This window comes from Helicobacter pullorum, assembly GCF_900638355.1.
GTDB classification, from domain to species: Bacteria; Campylobacterota; Campylobacteria; order Campylobacterales; family Helicobacteraceae; genus Helicobacter_D; species Helicobacter_D pullorum.
In genome coordinates, this window is the sequence record NZ_LR134509.1 from 278,985 (window position 1) to 303,027 (window position 24,043).

Annotated in this window: 15 protein-coding genes, 4 tRNA genes and 3 rRNA genes; 9 read left to right on the forward strand and 13 right to left on the reverse strand. The window is 36.3% G+C overall.

The features are described 5' to 3' along the window. Nucleotides 1-185 precede the first annotated feature (185 nt). The 7 genes from EL247_RS01385 to rrf all read left to right on the forward strand — a co-directional run bounded on the left by EL247_RS01385 (nucleotide 186) and on the right by rrf (nucleotide 8,556). Nucleotides 186-1,685, forward strand: coding sequence for an MBOAT family O-acyltransferase (locus EL247_RS01385; protein ID WP_126441927.1), 1,500 nt, complete (start codon nucleotides 186-188; stop codon nucleotides 1,683-1,685). 20 nt (nucleotides 1,686-1,705) lie between these two features. Continuing rightward, entirely contained in the window at nucleotides 1,706-2,758 is a 1,053-nt protein-coding gene (locus tag EL247_RS01390) for a hypothetical protein (protein WP_172594042.1), read from the forward strand. A 665-nt stretch (nucleotides 2,759-3,423) separates the two neighbouring features. Further along, nucleotides 3,424-4,921 (forward strand): 16S ribosomal RNA (locus tag EL247_RS01395). A gap of 108 nt (nucleotides 4,922-5,029) precedes the next feature. Continuing rightward, nucleotides 5,030-5,106 (forward strand) — tRNA-Ile (locus EL247_RS01400). 5 nt (nucleotides 5,107-5,111) lie between these two features. After that, nucleotides 5,112-5,187: transfer RNA gene (locus tag EL247_RS01405), tRNA-Ala, on the forward strand. 199 nt (nucleotides 5,188-5,386) lie between these two features. Further along, nucleotides 5,387-8,271: ribosomal RNA gene (locus tag EL247_RS01410) — 23S ribosomal RNA — on the forward strand. Nucleotides 8,272-8,440: 169 nt separating this feature from the next. Then, a 5S ribosomal RNA gene (gene rrf, locus EL247_RS01415) occupies nucleotides 8,441-8,556 on the forward strand. The 16S, 23S and 5S rRNA genes sit together here with 2 tRNA genes alongside, the layout of an rRNA operon. A gap of 1,318 nt (nucleotides 8,557-9,874) precedes the next feature. Here the strand turns inward: rrf and EL247_RS01420 are convergent. Further along, a complete protein-coding gene (locus EL247_RS01420) occupies nucleotides 9,875-11,107 on the reverse strand; it encodes a multidrug effflux MFS transporter (protein ID WP_060661925.1) in 1,233 nt (410 codons plus the stop codon). A gap of 137 nt (nucleotides 11,108-11,244) precedes the next feature. Between EL247_RS01420 and EL247_RS01425 the strand changes: the two genes are divergently transcribed. Both EL247_RS01425 and rmuC read left to right on the forward strand, forming a co-directional pair. Then, nucleotides 11,245-13,083 carry a tetratricopeptide repeat protein gene (locus tag EL247_RS01425; RefSeq protein WP_065836707.1) on the forward strand — a complete coding sequence of 613 codons (1,839 nt, stop codon included), beginning with the start codon at nucleotides 11,245-11,247 and terminating at the stop codon, nucleotides 13,081-13,083. 7 nt (nucleotides 13,084-13,090) lie between these two features. After that, on the forward strand, nucleotides 13,091-14,455 hold the full coding sequence (gene rmuC / locus EL247_RS01430; RefSeq protein ID WP_172594043.1) for a DNA recombination protein RmuC: 1,365 nt from the start codon (nucleotides 13,091-13,093) through the stop codon (nucleotides 14,453-14,455). Here rmuC and fliR read toward each other — a convergent pair. The 12 genes from fliR to EL247_RS01490 form a co-directional block, all read right to left on the reverse strand. Next, nucleotides 14,444-15,214: a flagellar biosynthetic protein FliR gene (gene fliR, locus EL247_RS01435; protein WP_054195835.1), complete on the reverse strand. Its 771-nt coding sequence runs from the start codon at nucleotides 15,212-15,214 to the stop codon at nucleotides 14,444-14,446. The genes rmuC and fliR overlap by 12 nt on opposite strands. 3 nt (nucleotides 15,215-15,217) lie before the next feature. Then, nucleotides 15,218-15,856: an ABC transporter ATP-binding protein gene (locus tag EL247_RS01440; protein WP_005023625.1), complete on the reverse strand. Its 639-nt coding sequence runs from the start codon at nucleotides 15,854-15,856 to the stop codon at nucleotides 15,218-15,220. Nucleotides 15,857-15,871: 15 nt separating this feature from the next. Continuing rightward, nucleotides 15,872-16,939: a translation elongation factor Ts gene (gene tsf / locus EL247_RS01445; RefSeq protein ID WP_054198650.1), complete on the reverse strand. Its 1,068-nt coding sequence runs from the start codon at nucleotides 16,937-16,939 to the stop codon at nucleotides 15,872-15,874. Nucleotides 16,940-16,949: 10 nt separating this feature from the next. Next, nucleotides 16,950-17,753 carry a 30S ribosomal protein S2 gene (gene rpsB, locus EL247_RS01450; RefSeq protein WP_005023532.1) on the reverse strand — a complete coding sequence of 268 codons (804 nt, stop codon included), beginning with the start codon at nucleotides 17,751-17,753 and terminating at the stop codon, nucleotides 16,950-16,952. A gap of 219 nt (nucleotides 17,754-17,972) precedes the next feature. Beyond that, nucleotides 17,973-18,338 carry a hypothetical protein gene (locus EL247_RS01455; RefSeq protein WP_126441928.1) on the reverse strand — a complete coding sequence of 122 codons (366 nt, stop codon included), beginning with the start codon at nucleotides 18,336-18,338 and terminating at the stop codon, nucleotides 17,973-17,975. Continuing rightward, a complete protein-coding gene (locus EL247_RS01460) occupies nucleotides 18,325-19,392 on the reverse strand; it encodes a glycosyltransferase (protein ID WP_126441929.1) in 1,068 nt (355 codons plus the stop codon). The genes EL247_RS01455 and EL247_RS01460 overlap by 14 nt, the downstream gene beginning before the upstream one ends. Nucleotides 19,393-19,497: 105 nt before the next feature. Continuing rightward, nucleotides 19,498-20,367, reverse strand: a complete 870-nt coding sequence (locus EL247_RS01465) for a phosphate/phosphite/phosphonate ABC transporter substrate-binding protein (protein ID WP_104745905.1) — start codon at nucleotides 20,365-20,367, stop codon at nucleotides 19,498-19,500. A gap of 3 nt (nucleotides 20,368-20,370) precedes the next feature. Continuing rightward, a complete protein-coding gene (locus EL247_RS01470) occupies nucleotides 20,371-21,504 on the reverse strand; it encodes an acyl-CoA dehydrogenase family protein (protein ID WP_104719650.1) in 1,134 nt (377 codons plus the stop codon). Nucleotides 21,505-21,532: 28 nt separating this feature from the next. Continuing rightward, nucleotides 21,533-22,720: a DUF455 family protein gene (locus EL247_RS01475; RefSeq protein ID WP_104745904.1), complete on the reverse strand. Its 1,188-nt coding sequence runs from the start codon at nucleotides 22,718-22,720 to the stop codon at nucleotides 21,533-21,535. Between the two features lie 122 nt (nucleotides 22,721-22,842). Next, nucleotides 22,843-23,688: a pantoate--beta-alanine ligase gene (gene panC / locus EL247_RS01480; protein WP_104745903.1), complete on the reverse strand. Its 846-nt coding sequence runs from the start codon at nucleotides 23,686-23,688 to the stop codon at nucleotides 22,843-22,845. Between the two features lie 141 nt (nucleotides 23,689-23,829). Then, nucleotides 23,830-23,906, reverse strand: a tRNA-Arg gene (locus tag EL247_RS01485). Between the two features lie 3 nt (nucleotides 23,907-23,909). Then, nucleotides 23,910-23,987 (reverse strand) — tRNA-Met (locus tag EL247_RS01490). Nucleotides 23,988-24,043: the final 56 nt, after the last annotated feature.

Here is a 24,043-nt window from a genome sequence, read left to right on the forward strand (position 1 = left end):
CAAAATAATGAATTGATTATTTATTTTGTCTAAGATTTGTATTTTAAGAGTTCCTAAAAATGTATCCACAACAATATTATATTTTAGCATAAAGCCGTGCTAAGTGCAAATTATTTTTTGATTTGTCGTTTTAAAAGTGTTATAATTTTGGCTTAATTTTTTGCTTGTAATGGAATAACTTAATTATGATTTTTAGCTCATATATTTTTATTTTTGCTTTTTTGCCTGTTATGCTTGTGGGATTTTATGGATTGAGATATTTTAATCTCCACAGAGGTGCGAATGTTTTTTTGGTGCTTGGTAGTTTATTTTTCTATGCTTTTTGGAATGTGCTTTATTTGCCTATATTGATGGGTTCTATAGTTGTAAATTATGTGATTGCAAAAGTGATTTTAAAAAGTAGCGGGGGGGGGGGGGCTAAATATTACCTAACTAGCGGTATTGTTTTTAACCTCGGGCTTTTAGGCTTTTTTAAATACACAGATTTTTTCTTAGAAAATTTCAATCTTCTCTCTCAAGTTTTGAATTTGGATTTTGAGATTCCACTTCCACATATTGTTCTGCCTTTGGCGATTTCTTTTTTTACTTTTCAGCAAATTGCTTTTTTGGTAGATTGTTATAAAAAGATTGATGTTGCGGATTTACAAGAAGAATCGCGAGAAATTGATTTTGTGGATTATTGTTTGTTTATTACCTTTTTCCCGCAATTAATCGCCGGACCTATCGTGCATCACAAAGAAATGATGCCACAATTCAAAGCTAATGAAAATCAAAAATTAATTGATTCGGTGATGATTGCAAAAGGAATGTTTATTTTTTCCATTGGGCTTTTTAAGAAGGTTTATGTAGCTGATTCTTTTGCAAAATGGGCAAATAATGGCTTTAGTATTGTGGAGAGTGGGAAGATTCTGAATTTCTTTGAATCTTGGGCAACTTCCCTTTCTTATACTTTCCAACTCTACTTTGATTTTAGTGGATATTGTGATATGGCAATAGGACTTGGATTGCTCTTTGGGATAATGCTGCCTATTAATTTCAATTCCCCTTACAAAGCTTTGAATATAGCGGATTTTTGGAGGCGATGGCATATTACTTTGGGGCGATTTTTGAGGGATTATCTTTATATTCCTTTGGGTGGGAATCGTTTGGGCAAATGGCTGACTTTGCGGAATCTTTTTGTCGTGGCTTTTTTGAGTGGAATCTGGCATGGAGCGGGCTTTGGATTTATAATTTGGGGCAGTTTGCATGGGGCTGCTATGGTGATTCATAGAGTTTATAGTGGATTTGTGGAGCAATGGAGATTTAGGGAAAGTCGGATTTATAAGATATTTTGTTGGTTTTTGACTTTTAATTTTGTGAATCTAAGCTGGATTTTCTTTAGAAGTGAGAATCTAAGTGGAGCAATAAACTTACTTAAGGGAATGTTTGGAGTTGTTTGGGTGGAATTGCCAGAGAAGGCTTGGAGAATGCCGAGTCTTCTTAAAAGGATTAGTGGCAAAGAAGATGTGTTGTTGTTCATAGTTGTTGCATTTATTGTGGTGCTAGTTTGCCATAATAGTGTTCAAAAGCTAGAGACATTCAGACTTGATTTTAAAAATATGATTATTGCGGCATTGTGTTTATATATTGCCTTATTTACAATGGCGGTTACTCCTTATGTGGAGTTTATCTATTTTAATTTTTAAAAAGCAAGTGGGGAGTGTATATGAGAATCCAGAATGGCTTAAATAATTTTTTAAAGAAGAAGCTAAGCCCCAAACAATTTATATTTGGGGTTTGTTTGATTCCACTTCCTGTAGTGGTAGTTTTATTTGGAATCTTGTGGCTTTATGACCCATTGCAACTTTTCCATAAGCCTATTTTTAGAGAGACAACCTTTTTTGGCGATATGCGATTAGCTGCAAGAGGGATTATTTGGAATTATGATTTTAATTCGGTGATTCTTGGAACTTCAATGCTTGAGAATACTTCAGCTAAGGAAGCTGGGGAGAAACTAGGTGGGAAGTGGGTGAATCTTTCTTTGTGGGGTAGTGCTTATAATGAAAGGGCGGTGATTTTAGAATATTTATTTAAGCACAAGAAGCCTCAAAAAATTATTTATTCTTTGGAGAGTTTTACAATTGACTCTATAAAAGATTCAAGCAGATTTGATTATTTATATGATGGGAATCCTTTAGATGATTTTAAAGTTTATTTGAATGATAGATTTATTTTGTGTGCATTAGCTTGGAGTGAGAAGAAAAAGTGTGTTGGCAAGAAAGAATTGGAGGAATTATTAAAATGGTTTGATTATGAAGATGTTAAACAATTGTTTGGCGGGTTTGAAAAATGGCTGAAATATGGCAAAAAAGAAACAATTGCAATGTTAAAAAATATCAAAGATACCCCTTTTGTTGTCAAAAAAGATAATTTTGATTTGGAAAAACAAAGAAACTATATCCAAACTTATGTGTTAGACTTTGTAGCAGAAAATCCTAAAACGAAATTTTATTTTATTGTGCCAACTTATTCGAGATTGGGCTATCGTATAGGGAGTGGTGATTTTGACAACAAAGCTTTCTATAATAGGGCATTAAACCTCAAATGGTTTGTCCAAGAGTTAGAAAAATACCCTAATGCTAAAATTTATGGTTTTGATACTTTAGATTATGCAGATGATGTTGCTAATTACAAGGACTTTGCGCATTATAATGTAGATATGAATTCTTTACATTTAGATTCTATTAAGCAAGGGAAGCATATTTTGGATTCTAAGTAATATAGATTCTTATCTCAAAGTAATGGAAGATAAGATTAAAAATTATGATTTAAAGCCTTTTATAGAAAAAGCAAAGACAATTCAGTAAGATAAATTTTGACTTTGTCATCATCTAAAGATTTGCAAAAAGCAAGAAAAGCTAGTAAGCAAATGGCGTGATAATCTAGTGATCCTTTATGAATGGCTTGAAGTAGAATCCCCCCCCCCCTTTTTTTTTTTGATAAATTTAACTAAGATAAAATAATTTCAACTTCCCTTAAGCTTTAGCTGATATAATTCCATTTCCTTTTTTGCATTTTTTGTTAGAGCAACCCTCTAATCAAGCAATACAACTTAATGTTTTAACCCTTTAATTAAGAAGTGTTAAATTTTAGTTTATTGTAAAAATGTTGAAAAGATGTTCTTTAACTCATAAATAGTAATGAGCCAATTCATAGTATTTGAAAGATATTTTTCAATACATTTGATAAACTTGTTGGATATTTAAAGTTAAAATGATCTTTGACAACTAAGCAGGAGTAAAAAGAATTACTAAAAATCTTTTTATTTCTAAAATCAATTAAGATACAACATAAACTCATTTATTACTTTGTAGTTTTTATTTAAAACCACAAATCTATAAACAGAGATTTTGAGATTTTAGGACAAACTAATCCTATATTATTTTTATGGAGAGTTTGATCCTGGCTCAGAGTGAACGCTGGCGGCGTGCCTAATACATGCAAGTCGAACGATGAAGCTTTTAGCTTGCTAGAAGTGGATTAGTGGCGCACGGGTGAGTAATGCATAGGTTATGTGCCCTTTAGTCTGGGATAGCCACTGGAAACGGTGATTAATACTAGATACTCCCTACGGGGGAAAGTTTTTCGCTAAAGGATCAGCCTATGTCCTATCAGCTTGTTGGTGAGGTAATGGCTCACCAAGGCTATGACGGGTATCCGGCCTGAGAGGGTGATCGGACACACTGGAACTGAGACACGGTCCAGACTCCTACGGGAGGCAGCAGTAGGGAATATTGCTCAATGGGGGAAACCCTGAAGCAGCAACGCCGCGTGGAGGATGAAGGTTTTCGGATTGTAAACTCCTTTTGTTAGAGAAGATAATGACGGTATCTAACGAATAAGCACCGGCTAACTCCGTGCCAGCAGCCGCGGTAATACGGAGGGTGCAAGCGTTACTCGGAATCACTGGGCGTAAAGAGCGCGTAGGCGGGGTAGTAAGTCAGATGTGAAATCCTATGGCTTAACCATAGAACTGCATTTGAAACTACTACTCTAGAGTATGGGAGAGGTAGGTGGAATTCTTGGTGTAGGGGTAAAATCCGTAGAGATCAAGAGGAATACTCATTGCGAAGGCGACCTGCTGGAACATTACTGACGCTGATGCGCGAAAGCGTGGGGAGCAAACAGGATTAGATACCCTGGTAGTCCACGCCCTAAACGATGAATGCTAGTTGTTGTGAGGCTTGTCCTTGCAGTAATGCAGCTAACGCATTAAGCATTCCGCCTGGGGAGTACGGTCGCAAGATTAAAACTCAAAGGAATAGACGGGGACCCGCACAAGCGGTGGAGCATGTGGTTTAATTCGAAGATACGCGAAGAACCTTACCTAGGCTTGACATTGATAGAATCTGCTAGAGATAGCGGAGTGCTGGCTTGCCAGAGCTTGAAAACAGGTGCTGCACGGCTGTCGTCAGCTCGTGTCGTGAGATGTTGGGTTAAGTCCCGCAACGAGCGCAACCCTCGTCCTTAGTTGCTAGCAGTTCGGCTGAGCACTCTAAGGAGACTGCCTTCGTAAGGAGGAGGAAGGTGAGGATGACGTCAAGTCATCATGGCCCTTACGCCTAGGGCTACACACGTGCTACAATGGGGTGTACAAAGAGAAGCAATACTGCGAAGTGGAGCCAATCTCTAAAACATCTCTCAGTTCGGATTGTAGTCTGCAACTCGACTACATGAAGCTGGAATCGCTAGTAATCGCAAATCAGCCATGTTGCGGTGAATACGTTCCCGGGTCTTGTACTCACCGCCCGTCGCACCATGGGAGTTGTATTCGCCTTAAGTCGGAATACTAAACTAGTTACCGCCCACGGCGGATGCAGCGACTGGGGTGAAGTCGTAACAAGGTAACCGTAGGTGAACCTGCGGTTGGATCACCTCCTTTCAAGAGAAATAACTAAATATTCATTTATTTAGTTGAATGTAATTCTTTCCTGCTTAGTTTTCAGAGATTATTTCTAGCTTTAAGTGCAAAAATCTTTGTTAAAAAGAGGGGCTTATAGCTCAGGTGGTTAGAGCGCACCCCTGATAAGGGTGAGGTCGGAGGTTCAAGTCCTCCTAAGCCCACCATTGTTGGGGAATTAGCTCAGCTGGGAGAGCGCCTGCTTTGCACGCAGGAGGTCAGCGGTTCGATCCCGCTATTCTCCACCAATATAAAAGTCTAATGTGAGTTTTATTTGGTTTTAAAATTCACATTAGACTTTAAAAAGTCTATGTTATTTAACAACTCATTGTTCAAGCCTATAATAAGTAAATAACTACAATCACGCAAATAATAACTAAAGATTTGCCTTAAAGTTTGTAATTGTATATTACATTCATTAAGGCAGTGGCGTTAGAATATAAAGTCAGTTAAGCTTGTGAAGGGCAAATGGTGGATGCCTTGGGTAGTAGAGGCGATGAAGGACGTACTAGACTGCGATAAGCTAGGGGGAGCTGTCAAGAAGCTTTGATCCCTAGATTTCCGAATGGGGCAACCCAATATGTAGCAATACATATTACCTTAAATGGAGCGAACCTAGTGAAGTGAAACATCTCAGTAACTAGAGGAAAAGAAATCAAACGAGATTCTCTTAGTAGCGGCGAGCGAAAGGGGAACAGGGCAAACCAGATGCTTGCATCTGGGGTTGAGGACTGCAACATCCACTGCAATACTTTAATAGAACATTCTGGAAAGGATAGCCATAGAGGGTGATAGTCCCGTATATGAAAGAGTATTGCTAGGTAGCAGGATCCAGAGTAGGTCAGGACACGTGAAATCCGGGCTGAAGCTGGGGGGACCACCCTCCAACCCTAAATACTACTACTACACCGATAGCGAACCAGTACCGTGAGGGAAAGGTGAAAAGAACCGCAGTGAGCGGAGTGAAATAGAACCTGAAACCATTTGCCTACAATCATTCAGAGCCCTATGATTTATCAGGGTGATGGACTGCCTTTTGCATAATGATCCTGCGAGTTGTGGTATCTGGCAAGGTTAAACTAATGTGAAGCCGTAGCGAAAGCGAGTCTGAAAGGGCGATTAAGTCAGATGCTGCAGACCCGAAGCTGAGTGATCTATCCATGGCCAAGTTGAAAGTGGGGTAACACCCACCGGAGGACTGAACTCGTACCCATTGAAACGGGTTGGGATGAGCTGTGGATAGGGGTGAAAGGCCAATCAAACTCAGTGATAGCTGGTTCTCTTCGAAATATATTTAGGTATAGCCTCAAGTGATAGTAATAGGGGGTAGAGCTCTGATTGGGCTAGGGCTGCTCACCGCGGTACCAACCCCTGTCAAACTACGAATACCTATTACCGTATCTTGGGAGTCAGGCGGTGGGTGATAAAATCAATCGTCTAAAGGGGAACAACCCAGACTACCAACTAAGGTCCCAAAGTTCTATTCTAAGTGGAAAAAGATGTGAAGTTACTTAGACAACCAGGAGGTTGGCTTAGAAGCAGCCATCCTTTAAAGATAGCGTAACAGCTCACTGGTCTAGTGATTTTGCGCTGAAAATATAACGGGGCTAAGATAGACACCGAAGTTGTAGATTGTGCTGATGCACAGTGGTAGAAGAGCGTTCACATCAGCGTTGAAGCCATACCGGTAAGGAGTGGTGGAGCGGTGTGAAGTGAGCATGCAGGAATGAGTAGCGATAAAAGTGGTGAGAATCCACTTCGCCGTAAATCTAAGGTTTCCTACGCTATGCTCGTCATCGTAGGGTTAGTCGGGTCCTAAGACAAGTCCGAAAGGGGTAGTCGATGGAAAATTGGTTAATATTCCAATACCAACATTAGTGTGCGATGGAGGGACGCATAGGGTCAAGACAAGTTAGCCGATAGAAATGCTAGCCGAAGGGTGCAAGTTAGGAGATTGGCAAATCCGCTCCCGTATCCCAAACCCAACAGGCCCTTTGAAGTCTTCGGATGGATAGGGGAATTGTTAAGATCGTCGTGCCAAGAAAAGCTTCTAAGTTTAGCTAATGTTGCCCGTACCGCAAACCGACACAGGTAGATGAGATGAGTATTCTAAGGCGCGTGAAAGAACTCTCTTTAAGGAACTCTGCAAACTAACACCGTAAGTTCGCGATAAGGTGTGCCTAAGCAATTAGGTCTCAGCAAAGAGTCCCTCCCGACTGTTTACCAAAAACACAGCACTTTGCCAACTCGTAAGAGGAAGTATAAGGTGTGACGCCTGCCCGGTGCTCGAAGGTTAAGAGGATTAGTCAGCAGCAATGTGAAGCTTTGAATTGAAGCCCGAGTAAACGGCGGCCGTAACTATAACGGTCCTAAGGTAGCGAAATTCCTTGTCGGTTAAATACCGACCTGCATGAATGGCGTAACGAGATGGGAGCTGTCTCAAAGAGTGATTCAGTGAAATTGTAGTGGAGGTGAAAATTCCTCCTACCCGCGGCAAGACGGAAAGACCCCGTGGACCTTTACTACAGCTTGGCACTGCCGATGGGAGCATTATGCGCAGCATAGGTGGGAGGCTATGAAATCTTTACTCTGGTAGAGATGGAGCCACCGTTGAGATACCACCCTTAATGTTTCTGTCTGCTAACTAGCTTGAGTTATCCTCAAGTAGGACAATGCCTGGTGGGTAGTTTGACTGGGGCGGTCGCCTCCTAAAAAGTAACGGAGGCTTGCAAAGGTTGGCTCAAAATGGTTGGAAATCATTTGTAGAGTGTAATGGCATAAGCCAGCCTGACTGTAAGACAAACAAGTCAAGCAGAGACGAAAGTCGGTCATAGTGATCCGGTGATTCTGTGTGGAAGGGTCATCGCTCAAAGGATAAAAGGTACCCCGGGGATAACAGGCTGATCTCCCCCAAGAGCTCACATCGACGGGGAGGTTTGGCACCTCGATGTCGGCTCATCGCATCCTGGGGCTGGAGCAGGTCCCAAGGGTATGGCTGTTCGCCATTTAAAGCGGTACGCGAGCTGGGTTCAGAACGTCGTGAGACAGTTCGGTCCCTATCTGCCGTGGGCGTAGGAAAGTTGAGGAGATCTGTCCCTAGTACGAGAGGACCGGGATGGACATACCACTGGTGTAGCTGTTGTCCTGCTATGGGCATCGCAGCGTAGCTACGTATGGATGTGATAAACGCTGAAAGCATCTAAGCGTGAAGCCAACTCCAAGATGAACTTTCCCTGAAGGTCGCAGGAAGACTACCTGCTTGATAGGGTAGGGGTGTAAGCATAGTAATATGTTTAGCTGACTACTACTAATAGACCGTTTGGCTTAATATAAAGACTTTAAAGCCACTGCCTTAATGAGTGTAAATACACTCTAAAGTTAATCTTAGTGAAACAAAGTGATAGTTATTTCTTATAGAGATTTAGAAGAATAGGATTTAAATGTTTATTTTATCTTTTAAATGAATATAGGAAACAGATTATAGGTTTTTTACATTGTCATCTTCGTGCTAATAGAGAAGAGGTTCCACCTAGCTCCATTCCGAACCTAGAAGTTAAGCTCTTCTTCGCTGATGATACTGCAACTTTCAGATGTGGTAAAGTAGGACGGTGCGGAGATGAGAGTGTAAAAAGAACAATGGGTATATCTTTCAAAATTGCTCTTAATATTTATATTTACTCTAATCTTTCTAATTGCTTATTCTTGTTTGATATTGAGATTAAATATTTTATAAAACTACCCTATCTCTTTATTGCAATTATTTTATTTTTATTTTATCAACTTTATCTAAATTTAGTAGTATAATATCTTTTATGAATTTATAAATCAAAGAATCTCTTTTAAAATTTCTTTTAAAAATGTTTTTCTTTGTTTGTAAATTTAAATATCTTATAAAGGAGCCAAAATGTCAAACAATCCTAATTCTGTTATAGTATGGGGGGGGGGGGGCAAATAAGCCTTTAATTAACTCTTTAAATACTCTCAATACTCTTAAAAACTCAAATCCTAAAGAACTTGCAAAGAATCTAAATAAGATTCAAGAATCCAAAATTAAAGAATCCAATCTTGATTTTAATTTACAAAAAGATTTTAAGATTGCTAAAGATTCTAAAATCACCAAAAAATCCAAACTGCAATCTTTACAAAAAGATTCTAAGATTCAGCCCAAAACCATTAGCAAAATTGGTATTTCTATCATCACTAGTGTGTTGTTGTCTCAAAACTTAGTTGCTGCTGATATTGCAAATAATGCTTTACCTAGTGGAGGTAAATTTGATGGGTAAGATATTGTATTCAATCATTTAGTAATTTAGTAATTTAGTAATTTAGTAATTTAGTAATTTAGTAATTTAGTAATTTAGTAATTTAGTAATTTAGTAATTTAGTAATTTAGTAATTTAGTAATTTAGTAATTTAGTAATTTAGTAATTTAGTAATTTAGTAATTTAGTAAGCGGTTATAATGAATGAGTTTGGTAGTTAGTGGTGTAATTTAGTAGATAAGTAATTAGAATTAGATAATTTAGTAAGTAGATAAGTGATTGTATATGAAAGTAAATATATCAATAATTAGAGAGTTAAGTGAATAAATAATTAGACAATCAAGCTGTGGATTTATTGATAAAATCTTCAATAAATATAAGTAAATAGTTAATAGGTCAATAAGTAGATATGGATATAATATGTAGATAAATAGATGTGTAGGCAAATATTATGCAAGTGAGTAAATGGGTATGCAAGTAATCAGATGATTAATTCTTTAAGCAAGTAAGTATGTAGATATATGGATAAGTAAGAGTTAATTAAGCGTGCAAGCAATGATTGTAATTATGGAGATAAGTGGATAAGTAAGCAATGAAGTAATTGTACAAATAAGCAGGCAGGTAAGTAATTGGATAAGTATGTATGTAATGATATATGTTAATGGGGAAGGGGGTTAAGAGAAAAATTTAAATTTGTTTTTATATCTTTGTATTTCTCTTGCATTGAGAGAAAAATAGATTCCACAAGCAATGAGTAGGCAGAGTGAGATGAGGAGAGCCAAAGGTAATGGGCTATTAGCCTCTAATGCACTGATAGCAAATGAGATTCCACCTGCAAGTGCAAATTGTATTGAGCCTAATAGAGCTGAAGCACTTCCTGAGTTTTGTTTGAAGCGAGCCATTGCTAAAGTAGTGGTATTTGGGATAATAAAACCAAGCATTCCAATCATCAAAAATAATAAAATCTCAAATGCCAAGAATCCTAAATCTAAAAAGCCTACAAAAATAAGCAAAATCGCAATTGCTAGCATTGTCAAAAAAGAATAGGGCAATACAAAATAAGGCGAATAGTGTCGAACTAATCTTGCATTAATATTTGCAAAAATCATAAAACTTAGTGCATTAATGCCAAAGAGAATGCCATAGGATTTTTCACTCAAGCCATAATATTCTCTAAAAACATAAGAAGAACCTGTAATGTAAGCAAACATCGTCATCATAGCAAAACCAGATGCAAAAATATAGATTCTAAAGCGTCTATCTTTTAGAATTTTTTTATAATTATTGAGAATTGCCCGGCAATTGAAATTTTGAGTAGTGGTATTTTCTTGAATACCCTGTAAGCCAAAAAAGATATAAATAAGCAAAATAATACCAAGTCCAAAGAGTATAGCAAAAATGCTTTTCCATGAAAAATAATCTAGTAAAATACTTCCAATTCCCGGTGATAGCATCGGTGCAAGAGATGAGACTACCATCATAAGTGCAAATACGCTAGCGGCTTCTTTTAGTTCAAAATTATCATTAACAATTGCTCTTGCTATCACGATTCCAGCACATCCTCCAAGGGCTTCTAAAAATCTAAAGAATATAAAAGCATAAATAGAATCAAAACTAATACAGCCTAGACTAGATAGAATAAAAATAAAAATACCAATATAAAGCGGCTTTTTGCGACCATAGACATCACTTAAAGGTCCATAGATAAGTTGCCCTAATGCAAAAGCAACAAAAAAACTTGCCAATGAAAGTTGCGTATAAAAAGAGTTTGTAGCAAAAGAAGCTTGAACTTCGCCTAATGCGGGTAAATACATATCAGTAGAAAGTGGGGCTAGACTAGACATAAAGGCTAAGATAAGAATGAGATTTAATTTTTGGATTCCTTTGAAAGTTGTAGTTTTTTGCATAGATTTTCCTTAGATTTGGCGTTTATACAATGGCTTATTTTTTGTATTTCTATTTTTGGCTTTATTTTTTGGAAATAAAATGAAAAATTTTAAGTTAATTAATGTAAAATTGCAATAAATATGTTGAAGGAGAAAAAATGATTGATTATGCAAAATGTTGTTTTGCAAATGGAGCTTATAGAGAAAGTTTAATGATTTGTGAGAACATTTTAAGGCAAAATGCATTTGATCCTCAAGCTATCGAGTTGGCATCTATTTCTAGTTTGAAGCTTAAAGATGCGCGTTGTTATGACTATTGCCGCAGAGCTTATGAGGGAAGGACAAATTCTTTCTATCTAGCGTTTAATTTGGCAATGGCAGCTAAAGAAGTAGGGCGTTTTCAAGAATCTCGTTCTATATTAGAGAATCTTGTTAAATTGCAGAACAATCCTCTCCAGTGGCAGTGTTTAAGGGAACTTGCTAGCGTGTATCGTTTGGAAGGAATGTTGGATAATGCTTATCAAGCGTATGTGCTTTTGTTGCAACAAACACCAAAAGATTTGGATTTGTGGAATGAGGTGAGTAGTCTTTATATGCAAGCAAATCCCCAAAAAGCACTCCAAACTTGCATAGAATGCCATAATAAGCTTTTAGAAATCATCAAACAATTAGAAGAAAATCCTAATAATGGAGATTCTAAAGAGAATCTAGCTTCCTTAGATGATATTCCAGAGTATAAAAAGCCTTTGCAAGAGAGATTGGATAAAACAACGAATGCAAAATTGCCAGAACAGATTAATCCAGAAATTCAGGCTATTAGAAATTTCTTAAACACTGCGTTGGATTTGAAAATAGCAAAACTCTTTTTCTTGACTAGACAAGATCAAGAGGCTATTAAATACTATGAAATGTTGCAGATTCCAAATAGCCAAAATGCAGAGTTTTGGAGAAATTTCGCTTACACGCTTGAATGTCAAGGGCGTTATGAAGATGCTAGACAAGCTTATGAGAATGCAATTAGTATCAATCCACACCCAACTTATAAATTTGACTTGGCATATCTTTTGATGCGTTTGGGGGATATTAAAGAGAATTGGCAAGCTGGTGTAGAGTTGTATGAGAATCGTTTGTTTTATGCTGCTTCAGAAACTTTTGCTCCTAATCTTTATCAGCAAGCTTTTGACGCTTTTAAGCAAGATCAAAAATGCTTTGAAGGCAAGAAGATTTTTGTGTATTGCGAACAAGGTTTTGGGGATACTTTGATGTATTGTCGCCTTTTAGAAAGAGTTTGTGAGAGTGCGGAGGAAGTATTGTTTTTGCCTCAAAGTGCAATGTATCCATTTTTTAGATATTGTCTTAAGCAGTTAAGAGCCGATGGAGATACGATTTTTGCCAAACTTAAAGTCCTTAATGCGTTGCCAAAAAACTTTGATTATGCGCTACCTATTTGCTCTTTGCCTTTTTTCTATCAAGTGGATTCTTTGGAAACTATTAATGCATTGAAAAGCCCGATTGTTCCTCTTGCTAAGACTGCAAAGAAGAATGCAAAAAAAACCATAGGATTCTATTGGTATTCAGAATTTACTCATCGTGAAAAAACCTCAAGGAATTTTCCTGTGGAATTATTTTTAGAAGCGTTTGAAGGCTTGGATTATAAGATTGTTTCTTTGCAGTTTGGGGCAGATGGATTGCCTAAAAAGATTGAAAATAGAGGCAAAAACTTTCAAAGTTGGTTGGATACCTATGATGCGTTGGCAGATATTGATTATTTGGTTGGGATTGATAGTTCGCCGGGGCATTTGGGAATGCTGCTTGGAATCCCAACAATTATGGTGATTGATAGCCGTTTTGATTGGAGATTTGGTTGTTATGAAAAACCAACACCTTTATTTTATGAAAATATGAAAGATAAAGTAAAATTTGTTATTTATAAAAATCATCAAGAAACCAAAGAAGAATTACATAATGTATTAAAAGAGCTCAAGGCTAGTAAATAATTAAGATATGAGTTATTTGCTTGTAAGTATTAGTGTTTTTTTATTTGTAATAGCAGTTGTGGCGGTGTGGTTTGTAGTGCAGAATATTGCATTACGCAAGGAGAGAGATTCTCTTGTCGTTCAAATAGACACCGCACAAAGCACAAAACAGAGTTTAGAGGCAAAACTCATAGAAACTAGCAAATGCCATCAGCAAACTTTGCGTGAAAATGCAATAATGCAATCCCAGCTCGATTTGACACAAAAAGATAAAGAGATTCTGACTTCACAATTAACTAAAATTACACAGGATTATCATTTTATCTTGCAAGAAAAGGCTAAGATTCAAAGCAAATTAGAATCCACTGCTACACTTTTGGAATCTTTAGAACAGAAATACTCGCAGAATCTTGTGATATTGAAAGAAGAATTTGAAAAATCTATGCAGCTTCAATCTCAAAATATGATTCAACAAAATAAACTCTATTTGCTAGAAGATTCTAAAAAAATCTTAGACTCGGTTTTTAATCCCGTGCGTGAAAGTATGAAAGAGTATAAAGATAAGTTGGTCGCAAATGAAATTAAGCTTGAAGCAAATATCAAAAATATGTTTGCATACAGTCAAGCAATAGGGCAAAATGCTGATAAGCTTGCACAGATTCTCAAAGGCGATAAGAAGATTCGTGGGAATTTTGCGGAGATTCAGCTTAAAAATGTATTGGAGCATAGTGGGCTTGTCGCTGGAGAGCAGTATAAATTGCAAGAACATTTCAATTTTGAAGGCAGTGGGTATCGCCCAGATGCGGTGGTGTATTTGGACAAGCACAAAAGTATTATTATAGATTCTAAGTTTCCTTTGCCAAATAATTTTAGTTTTGAATCATTGAATGAAAATGTATGCCAAGAAATCGTGCGTAATTTAAAAAATCGCATTGATGAGTTGGCAAAAAAGCCCTATGCAAATTTTGAAGCACATACTTATGAATTTGTCTTGCTTTTTATTCCTTATCAAAATATTTTGGATTTGGCTTTGAGTGTGGATAGTGGAATCTATCAATATGCTTATAGCAAAAAAGTCTATCTTACTACGCCACAAACGCTTTTTATGGCATTAAAAACAATTGAAGTGAGTTGGGTTTATATCCAAAGTGATGAAAAGGTAATGAAAGCTTTTGAGGAAATTGGTAAGTTTTATGATAAGTTTGTGGGTGTTGCTGAAGATTTTGAAAGATTAAAGGGGCTTATTGAGCGATTAGGTAAGCAAAGTGATGAGTTGGATTCTAAGCTTTTGAGTGGTAGAGGAAGCTTAGCTAGTCGGTTTGAATCTCTCAAAAAACTAGGAGCAAAAACCACAAAAAAACTTTCAATGGGGGAGAGTTTTCTATTGGAATAGGATTGTAAGAGCGTCTATTGCGTTTAAAAATTCGCGTTTGAAATGGATAATGATTGCAGGAATGATGACAATTAAAACCGCAAAGGCAACAGCGATTTTTACAGGGAATCCAATGGCAAGTAGGTTGAATTGCGGATGAGCTTTCATAATCATACCAAAGATAATATCAGATAGCAAAATAAGTGCAATAATAGGGAAAGACATTGTTAAGCCAATAAGAAACAAATTTGAAAAAGCTTTAATGGTGTAAAGAATGTAATTGTTGGAGTAAATAAATCCTCCTAGTGGGATTTCTTTAATGCTATCAGCTACAAAATATAAAAACAAATGGTGATAATCTAGGGCAAGAACAATCATTAATGCTAAAAGAGAGAGCAATTGCCCAACAATTGGTTTTTGCGCACCTGTTACTGGATCATAGGCATTTGCTATGGTTAAGCCCATTGCAAAAGAGATTAATTCGCCTCCAAATGAAATCATTCCAAATACAATTTGCAATGCAAATGAGGCAAGGAAGCCTAGCATAATTTCTGTAATACCCGCAATGATAAATTCTAAAATTGTCATATTGGTGGGAGGTAGAGTAGTTACAAGAGGGATAAAAAGGATAGTTAGCCAAAAGATAAAAATCCCTTTGATTTGAGTGTTGATGAGTTGATTTTCAAAAAAAGGAAAAAAAGCTACAATCCCAGCAAAACGTAAAAGCAATAATAAAAAATTAGTTACATTGCCTTCAGTGAGATAAGCTAGGAATTCCATTGTCTAAAGTGGGTTTAAAGTAGTATTTTCAAGTTTGTAAGCACGAGTAGCTTTCTTGGCTAAAAGTGGGTCGTGTGTAACAAAAATTAATAAAGAATTGGTTGATTTGGTATAGCTAAAAAGTGTTTCCATAACATTGAATGCTGTTTCTCTATCCAAATTTCCTGTTGGTTCATCAGCAAAAATGATTTGGGGTTTTTTGGTGAGAATTCTAGCAATAGAAAGTCGTTGTTGTTGTCCTCCACTAAGGGAGCCAACATTTTTATTTAATGTTTCAGAGATTCCAAACATTTCAAGTAGGGATTCGTCTATTTTTTCACCGCTAAGAATAGAAGCCACTTGAAGATTTTCATAAGCACTAAAGCCTAAAAAAAGATAATGGGATTGAAAAATCATACCGATTTTTTTACGCCTTAAGGCTAAAATCTCATTTTGTGGAAGTGTGTAAATATCAAGATTAAAAAGGGAGACTTTTCCGCTTTGTGGTTTGAGAAATGAAGAGAGTATGTGGAGCAAAGTGCTTTTTCCGCTTCCACTTACTCCCATAATCGAGACGATTTCACCACTCTCTGCACTGAAATCAAGACAATTTAAAATAGGTTTTTCATAACCAAATGAGATGTTTTGTGCTTCTAATAACATCTCACAGATTACCTTTTATCCAAGTTGTGCGGCTACTTCATCAGCGAAATTGCACTCTTGTTTTTGGATACCTTCACCAAGTTCAAATCGCACATATTCAACAACTTCAATATTATCATTGAGCTCTTTGCTTTTTTCTGCTAAAACTTGAGCGATTGTTTTTTTATCATCCATTACAAAGAATTGTCCAAGCAAAGTTAATCTTTGGTCAAGCAATGTAGAATCGGCTTTGAATCTTTCAATTTGTCCGGGTAGAATTTTATCCCAAATAGCTTCTGGCTTGCCTTGCGCTTTCAAATCTGCTTTCAAAACTTCTTCTTGCTTTGCGATAATTTCATCAGTGAGTTCTAATTGACTAATGTATTGTGGAATTTTGTGCAATGGTTTGCCTAGTCTTTTGAGCTCTTCATTTTCTTTTTCAAGCTCTGCAATAATTGCTGTTTTTTCACTTTTGATGAAATCCATATCAAAAGAATGATAGCTAATCACTTGAGGTTTCATCGCAGCAGCGTGCATACAAAGATTTTTAGTTAAATCCACTAATTTAGCAGCATTTTCTTCTTTTTGGCATTTAAGCGCAATGATAACGCCAACGCGCCCATTAGAATGCACATAAGCATTCACAATGCCACTGCCTTGAGCTTGAACTTTTGCAATTCTTCTTACTACGATATTTTCTCCAATTTTTGCAATTTGAGTCTTGAGATATTCTTCGAATTTCGCACCATCAAGATTAAGTGTGTGCAATTCTTCTGCATTTGAAATATTTGAATCTTGAACAATAGCGATAGTTTTTGCGCTCAATTCTTTGAAGCCTTCATTTTTTGCTACAAAGTCTGTTTCAGAATTAATCTCTACCATACTTGCTTTTTTGAAATCATCAGAAACTTGAATGCTAATGCTACCTTCAGCTGCGATTCTGTCGGCTTTTTTAGCAGCTTTGCTTAAGCCTTTTTCGCGTAGATATTCTACTGCTTTTTCTAAATCTCCATTTGTTTCAACAAGGGCTTTTTTGCAGTCCATCATTCCTGCATCAGTCATTTCTCTAAGTTGTTTTACAAGTTGTGCGCTAATATCTGCCATTTTTACTCCCTTATTCTGCTTCTTTTTGAATTTCTTGAGTGAAATCTTCCTCGCTCATTGCTTCTTCGATAACTTCTTGTTTTTCTTCCTCGCTAGCAGGTGCTACTTCTTCTTGATTTTCTGGGATTTCTCCACCAGCAATTGCTCTTCCTTCTGTGATTGCTTCTGCAATTTCTTTGCAGAAAAGTTGGATAGAGCGGATAGCATCATCATTACCCGGAATTGGATAATCCACCATATCAGGGTCGCAGTTTGTATCAAGCGGAGCTACGACAGGGATTCCAAGTCTTCTAGCTTCTGCTACAGCGATTTTTTCTTTTGCAGCATCAATAACAAAAATCATATCCGGTGCTTTTTTGAGTTGTCTTACTCCACCAAGATATTGAGTAAGTTTTTCTTTTTTTCTTTGAATCATTAATTTTTCTTTTTTTGTCAAAAGGTCGATTTGCCCGCTTGATTCCATTTCTTCGATGATTTCTAATTTGCGAATAGATTTTCTAATCGTAGAAAAGTTAGTGAGCATTCCACCAAGCCAACGATAATTAACATAAGGTGCATTCACGCTTTCTGCGTATTGTTTAAGGGTTTCGCTTGCTTGCTTTTTTGTCCCAACAAACATAATTGTTTTGCCTTCTGCTGCAGCATCTCTTACGATATTGTAAGTGTAGCGGAAATAACGCAAAGTTTTTTGCAAGTCAATAATGTGAATATTTTTTCTTACACCAAAAATAAATTTTTTCATTTTTGGATTCCAACGCCTTGTTTGGTGTCCAAAATGTACACCGCATTCCAAAAGATCTTTCATTGTTACCATAATTTTCTCCTATTTTAATGTTTTGGTTTTCCCTCCACGCTCATCAACAAAACCTCGCAATAAAGCCATTTTGCAACCCAAACATAGGATTAGCGTGTGTGAGTTTTGATAAAATAAAAGCTTGTGATTATAGCAAAAAAATTTTAAAATTTATTTTAAAATAAATTAGAAATTTTGGGAATAAAAGGTATCGTGTAAGATTTTGATGGTGGTTTTAATTTAAGTAGAAAAGGGGATAAAGTCTTGATGATAGATGGCTTTGTAAAATGCGTTAAAAGTCAGAGATATTAGTCTTTCTAGGGCTTGTATTTTTTGCTCCGTGGAGAGTGTAGAAATATCAAAAGTGATATAAGAATCTATAATCTCTCCTGATGTTGTTTGATGGCATAAAAGTGTGAAATTATTACTTGTGGCGATATTTTTCATAGATTCTAAAAGATTGTTATTTTTACACATAATTTGCAATTCATAATAAATATGGCTTGTCCCTAAACCTTCGTTTGCAACAATTTGATAAAATACATTATCCATAAAAAAACTGCTATGGATTTTTAAGAATCTATCTTGACTATCAAGTAAGGGCATAAGCCTTAAATGTTGCCCCCCCCCCCCCCTGTAAAAATCGTTTATAAATTTCATGATAAAGTGGTAAGAGTGCGTTAAGATTCCACAAAAAGTGATAAAGTTTGTGGGGGCTTGTCAGTCCGCCTAGATTGTCAGGCTTGAAAGTTAGTGGCTTTTTGCCATTGATTTTTTCCCATATTTTGTGATTGACAAACCATTCTTGAAATGCAACAAAAGTCAAAGAAGTATCCCAAAATTTACTATCTGAATAGACATGCAAGATTTTATGTGTTTCTTGAAGTTGTCTTGGAAGAATGGCGACTTTATGCGAAGTTTCGATGAAGTCAAATTTAATTTTATAAATATGAGCTAAGATTCCAAAAGGTGCTTCATTGCTTCCGCTTTGGGTAGGGAGTAGATGGTTTTGGGCTATAAGCTTTAGGTATTCAAAGCATTTTTGAGTTGGGTTATCTTTGCCGAATTTCTCTAAAATACGACAATTGAAGCTTAGAAATGCGGCATTAGGTTTAAAGGGGTTTTGCAATGAGATAGGATTATCAACCACGCTCATAAAGGGTTTTTGAGGTTTGGGTAAGTCTTCTTGTGTAATGGGGTGGTTTAAAATCTCTAATGCTCTAGCTACTTCAAAAGAATCTCCCACATTTACACCCCTAGCATCGATATCTTTTGCAAGTAAATCTTCAATAGAATCTAAGATTAAAATATCGGTATCAAGGTATAGGGCATAATCATAGTCTTTTAAATGGGTAAAAATATGAAATAGGGCATAAATAAAATGTCCCCACCTAGAGCCTTGAGGAATGAGAATTTTGGCAATATCTTCTTTGATATCTTTTAAAAAATCTTCATAAGCATAAGGAATCCAAATGATTTTATCTTCCCAAAGTGAAGAGATTTTTTCTCTTGTCTCTTGTTTAATATCATGGTAGATAAAAATATTAGTGATTAAATCTTCATTATATCGTTTAAGCCCAATAATCACATTAGCCATTGCAAAATCAACAGCATCATTTCCAGCCAAGAGGATAGCAACTTTGGGTTTTTTGTTGCTCATAGATATTTCCTTGTATAAAATGCTAGAAATTATATAATAATCTATCTAAAAGTTGGATTTCTTGCAAAATGCAAGAAATCTAATACTAGGATAGATTTGTGAATTTTAGGGGTTTAAGAGGTTTTGTTTTTGCATAGCTTCAAAGATTTCATCATAGCCTTTGAGTGTTTTTTCATCACAAATTACCCATTGATTTAAGCCTTCAAGCTTCATCATTTGAGCAATGGTAGGATCATTTTTGAGCGCATTTTGAGAGAGCATCATTTCAATAAAAAGTTTTTTTGAATCTGTATTTAGATTTTTGAGGGCAGTGAAGTTGCAGTGGCAATAATCAGGGCTTGCATAAAAGCTAGAAATTTCTGGATAAGAATCTTCTTGTAAGATTCTAGCCCAAGTGGTTGAGCCAATCGCACCCGCATCAAGAATGCCTGTTTTGATTGAATCTAGCACATCAAATTCACTTCTACCCGTATCGCCGTGTTTGCCAACATCACTATTGTAGCGGATAATAGCAATAGAATCTCCGATATTTTGTGAAGTTTGTAAATCTTTGGCTAAAAATTCTTGTGTGTTAAAACCTTCTTTTTGGAGATAGAAAAGTGGCATAATGGCTGCTTGTGCAGAATCCAAACTGCCAAGCCCAAATCTTTTGCCCCTAAGGGATTCTAAATTTGTAATGTTTTCTTTTCTACCCACAAAGATACTCTTAAATCCGATATCTGTATCTCGCATTAAAAGTGCTTCTACTTGATTATTAGCGGCAAATTTAGAACGCACATAAGCGACATTAGTATTCCAAGCAATATCAATTTTCCCATTTAGCAACCACTCTACTTGTCGTTCATAATTGCTAAAAAGCACATAATCTAAACGCAATTTTCCTTTGAAATAATCGTTTGCATAATCTCTAATAGTATCCCAAATTGGGACGATTTGTGGTGCATAGGCAACCGCACCGACTAAAATATTTTTCATTTTTTATCCTTTATTAGTGATGGCATTTCCTAGCCAAATTTTTAGAATATCTAAGCTTGGTGCCATAACTTGACTAGCAAGGGCGTCTCTTAGATATTGTTCTAGTGGTAAATGTTTGCTATATGCTTTTCCTCCACCAAGTCGCATTGCAAGCTCGCAAATCTCCATTACTAAATGTGTAGCATTGATTCGGCAAGCAAAGATTTTTGCAGGTGCATCGCTTAAGCCCATATCAAAAGAATTTGCAGCATCTTTGACTAAAGCAATTTGGCTTTGCGTTTTGGTATAAAGTTCTGCTAAATGCACTCTTACAAGTTCATTATCTGCCAAATCGCTCCCATTAGAGTATTTTCTGCTTTTGCAATGTTCCAAAGCACATTCATAAGCCGCCTTTCCAACGCCACTATAAACTGCTCCAAGTCCAGCAACAAAATACATTGCAACTAAATTGATTTGTTCTTCGCCTTCGCCCTCATTACCCAACAAAGAATCTTGTGGATTTAATTCTACTTGATTGTATTGCACAGGTTTTGAAACATTGCCACGCATTCCAAATCCATCCCAAACACCCTCTTCGTGAATTAAAGCAGGGTGTGTGCTAGGCACAATCCAATTATTTTTCTTACCCGCAAGTTCGCAAGAATTTGTATAAGTTAGATAAAAATCAGCTTCTTGTGCGGAAGTTACGAAACTTTTTCTACCATTTAAAATTCTTTGGTTGCCTTTTTTGGATTCGGTAATATCTGGATTGACAAAATGTGTCCCAGAGCCACTTTCACTATAAGCTAGGGCAAAACTAATTTCTCCCTTTGCAATTTTTGGGAGATAAAGGTCTTTTTGCCATTTGCTAGCGTATTTGACAATACAAGCTGTGGCAACATTGTGCATCATATAGCAAAGTGCCACTGAAGCATTAAAGCTTGCTAAAGAGTAGCAGGTTTGAATATGGGCAAGATTTCCACCTTGAGAGCCGCCATATTCTTTGGGGATAAGTAAGCCCATAAAACCTTGTTGTTTTAATGCCTCATATGCTTCTTTTGGGAATCTCGCTTTTTGGTCAATTTCTTGTGCGTAAGGTGCGATAAATTCTTTACCTAATTTTTGTGTTAAGTTTTCTAAATTATTTAAATCTAACATTTTATTCCTTTTATAGCATAAATTTTAATTACATGAAATTAGGCGTATGGGAGCGACTTAAATCTCTTGCTAAATCTTCATCAATCCCGCATTCCATAAGCCTTTTTGTGCGATTTTTTTCCATTTTCTTTTTTAATTCCAAAACAGATTCAAAACCGCTTGATATTTTTGTCTCACTTCCTCCAGCCAAAATTGCCATTGATTCAAGTAACAAAGAGGATTCATCGCTTTGTGATTCAAGGTAATTTTTTCTTTTGAAAACAGCATCTTTGAGAATGGCTATTTTTGAAGGATTTTGTGAAATTGCGCTTTTGATATGATTCATTCCATAGGCAACATGTCTTGTTTCATCTCGTCTTGCTAGGTTGAGAAGTTTTGCAGTTTGTAAATCCCCTAGATTTTCAAAACATTTTTCCAAAAATCTTAAAAGATCAATAAAAGTCCCTTCGCCCATTACATGGAGTAAAAAACTAGATTTAAAATAATCCTTTTCATTCCACAAACTATAAAGACTTTGTTGTGTTGTAAGAGTGGAATACTGCACTCCTAGCCCTGTTGCATTGGCTCTTTTGATAAAAGATTCGATGTGTCTTCCCTCATCGCCGATAATACTTGAAAGTACCAAAGGAATGGGTGTGAAAAATGGGGAAATCTGTGCCAAAAATCGACTTGGAATATAGAGTGCTGAAAACTCATTTTCTGTTAGATAAGTCATAATTTGTGCAGTGGCAAATTCTAAAGTAGAATCTAATGAAGGAATCTCGCTCCAAAGAATATCTGTAGTGGCATTCCATTGCATTTTTTTGGATTCTTCATAAATTTGCTCTAAATTATTCCCCCAAATTTCATTTTTGTTATTCAAAGGAAAATGATATTTGGGGCTTGCTAGCTCTATTGAAGAGCCATTTGGTGCTAGTCCTTGATGGATTGGTGAGAGTGTAGAATTAGGGTTGAATTTTGTAAATTTTGTTGGAGATTGCTTTTGCATTACATAAGCAAAATACGTGCTATTGTTATTCTTAAGAGAAAATTTTTTTTGGAAATTTTCACCTTTGAATCTACACCATGCAATCAAATCATTTTCTAGATTATCATATTGGCTAATTATTTCGATAATATCGCCCTTGTTGGACAATAAAAATGCGTTTTCAAGACGCATAAAAAATAACGCACCTGTAGGAATCGCACCCATAAAAACACAAGATTTTTCTTGCATATAAAGAACCTATTTTTTAAGTTGCAGCAAGATTTGGCGAAATTTAAGAAGACTTGTTGCTTTTCACACGGAAAACTTAATGGAGAGATGATTCTATCCCCATTTTGCTTAAAAGAATCTAACTAAAGCCAGAGATTATCTAATAAGCGAACCCCCTCGACTTTTGCTACCACCAAAATAAGTGTGGAATTTTTTTGGATTTTTGGAATCTCTTGCAAATGTTTATCTACAATTACAAAGTATTCTACTTCTAAGCCTTTAAGGGTTTCTAAAGCAGCTTGTTTGATTTTTGCGGATTCTATTTCTCCTTGCATAATCATTTTTGTTGCAGTGTTTAGAGATTGGGAAATTTTGAGTGCTTCTTTTTTGCCCTCTTTGGTCAAATAAGCATTGCGTGAGCTAAGAGCTAAACCTTCTTGAGTGCGGACAATCGGGCAGGGTATAATTTCTATTGGCAAAAACAAATCTTCTACCATTTGTTGAATGATGAGTAGTTGTTGGGCATCTTTTTTGCCAAAGAATGCTTTATTGGCTTGTGTGAGATTGAATAATTTATGCACGACTTGCAAAACGCCATTAAAATGCCCCGGACGCGTTTTGCCTTCCAAAATATTTGCCATTGCCATTGGTGCATTAAAAGTGATTTGAAATTCGCAAGGAAATGGATAGATTTCTTGGATTTTGGGCATAAACACTATATCTACCATAGCTTTTTGGCAAACACTTAAATCGGCTTCTTTTTTGCGTGGATATTTATCAAAATCTTCATTGGGTCCAAATTGTGTGGGATTTACAAAAATGGAGACAATAGTGCAATCACAAGATTCTTGACTTGCTTGGATAAGAGATAAATGCCCATTGTGTAATGCCCCCATAGTTGGGACTAATCCGATGGTTTTAGTTGGATTTTCTTTTTTGTAAGTGGAGATAAAATTTTGTAATTCTTGAGTTGTGGTGAAAACTTGCATTGAACCTCTTTTGGATATTTTAGAATAAATAAAGGCAAAATTATACTAATAGATTCTAAAAAAACTTTTATAGAATTAATAAAGAATATAAAAATGCTACAAGTTGTGTTTGGAATCAAAGATAAGTGTAGTTGAATAAAGTGGTACGCCCAAGAGGATTCGAACCTCTGACCTACGGCTTAGAAGGCCGTTGCTCTATCCAGCTGAGCTATGAGCGCATTTGGTACCAAAGGGGGGACTCGAACCCCCGACCTCCGGCTTATGAGACCAGCGCTCTAAACCAGCTGAGCTACCTTGGCATACCAAAAGAAGAAGTGGAATTATACTCTTTTTATTTTAAATTATCATTAAAATG

Excerpts from the sequence above, each read along its gene's own strand:
- rmuC (WP_172594043.1), top strand. The coding sequence starts at position 13,091 with ATGAGTTATTTGCTTGTAAGTATTAGTGTTTTTTTATTTGTAATAGCA.
- EL247_RS01475 (WP_104745904.1), bottom strand. The coding sequence starts at position 22,720 with ATGCAAGAAAAATCTTGTGTTTTTATGGGTGCGATTCCTACAGGTGCG.
- EL247_RS01440 (WP_005023625.1), bottom strand. The coding sequence starts at position 15,856 with ATGTTATTAGAAGCACAAAACATCTCATTTGGTTATGAAAAACCTATT.
- EL247_RS01385 (WP_126441927.1), top strand. The coding sequence starts at position 186 with ATGATTTTTAGCTCATATATTTTTATTTTTGCTTTTTTGCCTGTTATG.
- EL247_RS01390 (WP_172594042.1), top strand. The coding sequence starts at position 1,706 with ATGAGAATCCAGAATGGCTTAAATAATTTTTTAAAGAAGAAGCTAAGC.
- tsf (WP_054198650.1), bottom strand. The coding sequence starts at position 16,939 with ATGGCAGATATTAGCGCACAACTTGTAAAACAACTTAGAGAAATGACT.
- EL247_RS01425 (WP_065836707.1), top strand. The coding sequence starts at position 11,245 with ATGATTGATTATGCAAAATGTTGTTTTGCAAATGGAGCTTATAGAGAA.
- EL247_RS01465 (WP_104745905.1), bottom strand. The coding sequence starts at position 20,367 with ATGAAAAATATTTTAGTCGGTGCGGTTGCCTATGCACCACAAATCGTC.
- panC (WP_104745903.1), bottom strand. The coding sequence starts at position 23,688 with ATGCAAGTTTTCACCACAACTCAAGAATTACAAAATTTTATCTCCACT.
- rpsB (WP_005023532.1), bottom strand. The coding sequence starts at position 17,753 with ATGGTAACAATGAAAGATCTTTTGGAATGCGGTGTACATTTTGGACAC.
- fliR (WP_054195835.1), bottom strand. The coding sequence starts at position 15,214 with ATGGAATTCCTAGCTTATCTCACTGAAGGCAATGTAACTAATTTTTTA.
- EL247_RS01460 (WP_126441929.1), bottom strand. The coding sequence starts at position 19,392 with ATGAGCAACAAAAAACCCAAAGTTGCTATCCTCTTGGCTGGAAATGAT.
- EL247_RS01470 (WP_104719650.1), bottom strand. The coding sequence starts at position 21,504 with ATGTTAGATTTAAATAATTTAGAAAACTTAACACAAAAATTAGGTAAA.
- EL247_RS01420 (WP_060661925.1), bottom strand. The coding sequence starts at position 11,107 with ATGCAAAAAACTACAACTTTCAAAGGAATCCAAAAATTAAATCTCATT.
- EL247_RS01455 (WP_126441928.1), bottom strand. The coding sequence starts at position 18,338 with ATGCCCTTACTTGATAGTCAAGATAGATTCTTAAAAATCCATAGCAGT.